This window comes from Paracoccus yibinensis, from assembly GCF_030846195.1.
Lineage (GTDB): Bacteria > Pseudomonadota > Alphaproteobacteria > Rhodobacterales > Rhodobacteraceae > Paracoccus > Paracoccus yibinensis.
This window is the reverse complement of the sequence record NZ_JAVCWH010000054.1, coordinates 1-3,026: the sequence shown is the minus strand read 5'-3', so window position 1 is coordinate 3,026 and position 3,026 is coordinate 1. Positions and strand designations below refer to the sequence as shown.

Below are 3,026 nucleotides of genomic sequence, written 5' to 3'. Positions count from 1 at the left end.
GCCGCCGCCCGCACCTACGATCAGCTTTGGGCTGCGGTTGGCCAGGTCTGCGACCTCTTCTCCGACGAGGAATGCTACAACTACTTCAAAGCTGCAGGGTATGAGGCCGATTGAGTGCAACAGGCTTTAGATGGAGGATCTTCGTCACTACTCCGGTGATACCTCGAACGTCCCGAGCCCATTGCGGCTAACAGCCAATACCTCCACCTCAGCAAGAGCTCGTGGCTTTTCTGTCATTGCCAGACGACCTCCGGTCCGTGCACTTGGTTCCTGCATAGCCGCCTTGCGACGATAGTTCTGTTTTGCAGCTTGTGGGACGGGGTGGCGCATGTAACGCAAAAAGAAGGTGCCGTTCGCAGAAAGGACCCTGGACGTGTCGAAGCGACCGCGTTTCCCATTCAAGCCCGTCCATCTGAGGCCACGTGCCATCACCGCAACGGGCATGGTGTCTGCGATCTTCAGTTCTGCCGTGCGGGCAAGTGAGCAGGCATTGAAGCAGGTCAGTTTCACACCTGGAAAAACTCAGAAACCTGCCCGTAGAAAACCCGCGGGAGCAGCCAAGTCCACTGCAGATGTTGCATCCCGGCCCCGCAAGGTCATCATGCCAACTCGTGCATCGTTCCGGACTGCCACCCACAGCAGTGAGTTTGGGCAGCGGGATTACAAGATCTACACGCCCGCCTCGGCCGCCAGTTCCCTGGAGCCTATGCCACTGCTGATCATGCTGCATGGGTGTGGCCAGACCCCAGATGATTTTGCCACGGGCACGCGCATGAACGTCTTGGCCGAGGAGTTCAGGTTCCTGGTCGTCTATCCTGCTCAGACCCGTGAGGCGCATCCGAAGCGATGCTGGAACTGGTTTCAGCCCGGCGATCAAGGCCGACAGGCAGGGGAGCCGGCCATTCTCGCCAGCCTTACTCGCGACGTCCTGAAACGGCATGTGGCCGATCCGGCAAGGGTCTATGTCGCTGGACTGTCGGCCGGTGGATCAGCGGCCCTGGTTCTGGCAAGGGCTTACCCTGATATCTTTGCCGCAGTCGGTGTCCATTCCGGGCTTCCCGTTGGTGCTGCTCAGAACAAGGCTTCCGCCATGATGGCGATGGCACAGGGAAATCCCGGCGCTCGGTGCACGGTTCCGATGCCCACCATTATCTTTCATGGAAGCGATGATCGTGTCGTACATGCCCGCAACGGACGCTTCATAGCCATCCGCGCGCTCGAACCCTTTGCTGGGGTCCGGGGGACACATCTCAAACGGCAAGTCAAAGGCGGGCGCAGCTATGTGAAGAGCACCCATCGGATAGGACAAGGTCGACCACTCGTCGAGCACTGGCTGATCGAAGGGTCCGGCCACGCCTGGTCTGGAGGGTCGCCAGCCGGGCGCTTCGTGGATCCTTCGGGCCCCGACGCATCCCGTGAGATGGTGCGTTTCTTTCTCCGGCACAGAAAGAGCATCCGCAAAGGTACGGTCAGTCTGGATTAGGCTCGGCATCTCTGGGCATGGGGCTGTCCTTGTGTTGGCGATGCGGAGAGCGCCGCAGATGATCAGGACCGCACATGGAGGTTTACCGGCAATCGACGATGCAGCCCTTCTTTTCCGAAGTCGCAGAGCGCCGTACGATAGATGCTGCGTCGGGATAACAGCTGGAGTGTCCAAGGAGACGAGAAACGAGGTCTCCATAGTCGTGACTTGGCTTTGGCTCCGTTACTCAGCGGCTTGGCAGATTTCCGGCGTCCTGAGCACCTTGGACCGAACGAAGATCGCTTCCCCTTTATAGACGTCAATCCTCAAGTTAGCCCTAGTTTTTGTTGCTGACGCGCCACGATTTTTTCCACAAACCCCTTAGTTGTCTCAGCCGCAATGCTGCCATGCAGCATCAGCTGTTGTGATCGGTCCCGGGAAGGTCGATCTTGTTTGCAGGGGAGGAAACGACTTTGTCACCCGCAAGGAGTTTCCACATGGCGACCATCGCTTCTGCTTATTGTAAGTCTCCCAGCCGCTTGTCCGCCATCCTGGTGGCTCCGCTCCGTGCCGTGAGCCGTTTCATTATCATGTTGGCCGAAGCCAACGCGCAGATGCGCGCACTGAACCAGCTTAATCATCTATCGGACCACGCCCTGTCGGCTAGGGGCATGACCCGTGAGGGCGAGATGCGCCGGATCATGGGTGTATATGCCGCCCTCTGATTTCGCGAGGGACTGACGCCGTCTCTCCTGGCATTCCCGATCTGCCGGTCGTGCCGCGTTCCCCCTGCTCCCAGTCGATGCTGGGCTGGCCCTGATAAAACTCCTCTCTCGAAGAAAGAACCTGTCCATGAAAACGATCCTGCTTTCCGCGGTCGCTTCCCTTGCTATTGCAGCTCCTGCGGTGGCCGAAGTTGCTGTCCTGTCCGCACCACTTCAGGCCGAAAGCCTCCACTCTGGGGCATTGGACGTGGTCGCTTATCGGGTCGAACTCCCCAAGGGAGCCCATGAAGTGACGGCAGTGTTCCGCGGCCGCACCAACGAAGAGCCGCAGCGTGTTGTGATGCGCCTGGAAGACCAAGATGAGGTACAGTTCTCAATGCCGGGTGAGCCACAGACGCTTTACACCTTTACGGGCATGGCCAATGCCGTCGAGATCTCAGCTCAAGGGGTACCGGTGCAGCTCGCTTCTCGGTAAAGGTTGGGTGAACAGCACAGGGGCTTGCGCCCCGTGCTGTGAACTCACGCCGAAGCGCAGATCTGCGTTGTCTTCTAGTCACCCCGCATAGCTCAAGAAACGCACAAGAACAGCCAAGCCCTGCTCCTATCGCCCCAGATCGAAGTGGACCGGCTGGACCAACTGGCCGAGGTTCTGGACGAAGGCGGTGCGGATGTGGTCCTGCTGGACAACATGGACACCGACACGCTGCGGGGGGCGGTTGCCATGGCGAAGGGCCGCGTGGTGCTGGAAGCGGAGAGTGTCCGATCTTTTGTGTATGAGTGATCCGGTCCATGCTTCACCGAAAGGAAGCATGCATGACGATCTCCAAGGAACTTCTGGA

Annotated in this window: 3 protein-coding genes and 1 pseudogene; all 4 read left to right on the top strand. The window is 59.1% G+C overall.

Annotation, left to right across the window (positions count from 1 at the left end; genetic code table 11):
• The first annotated feature begins 373 nt into the window (after positions 1–373).
• Complete coding sequence (locus RAH32_RS21345; RefSeq protein WP_306610398.1) at positions 374–1,483, top strand: extracellular catalytic domain type 1 short-chain-length polyhydroxyalkanoate depolymerase; 1,110 nt, start codon at positions 374–376, stop codon at positions 1,481–1,483.
• 476 nt (positions 1,484–1,959) lie between these two features.
• The gene (locus RAH32_RS21340) at positions 1,960–2,187 is read left to right on the top strand and encodes a hypothetical protein (protein ID WP_103174949.1); all 228 of its coding nucleotides are present in this window, start codon (positions 1,960–1,962) and stop codon (positions 2,185–2,187) included.
• Positions 2,188–2,314: 127 nt separating this feature from the next.
• Entirely contained in the window at positions 2,315–2,662 is a 348-nt protein-coding gene (locus RAH32_RS21335) for a hypothetical protein (protein WP_306610397.1), read from the top strand.
• 135 nt (positions 2,663–2,797) lie between these two features.
• Positions 2,798–2,938, top strand: a pseudogene (locus RAH32_RS21330) (carboxylating nicotinate-nucleotide diphosphorylase); the annotation flags it as partial.
• Between the last annotated feature and the right edge of the window lie 88 nt (positions 2,939–3,026).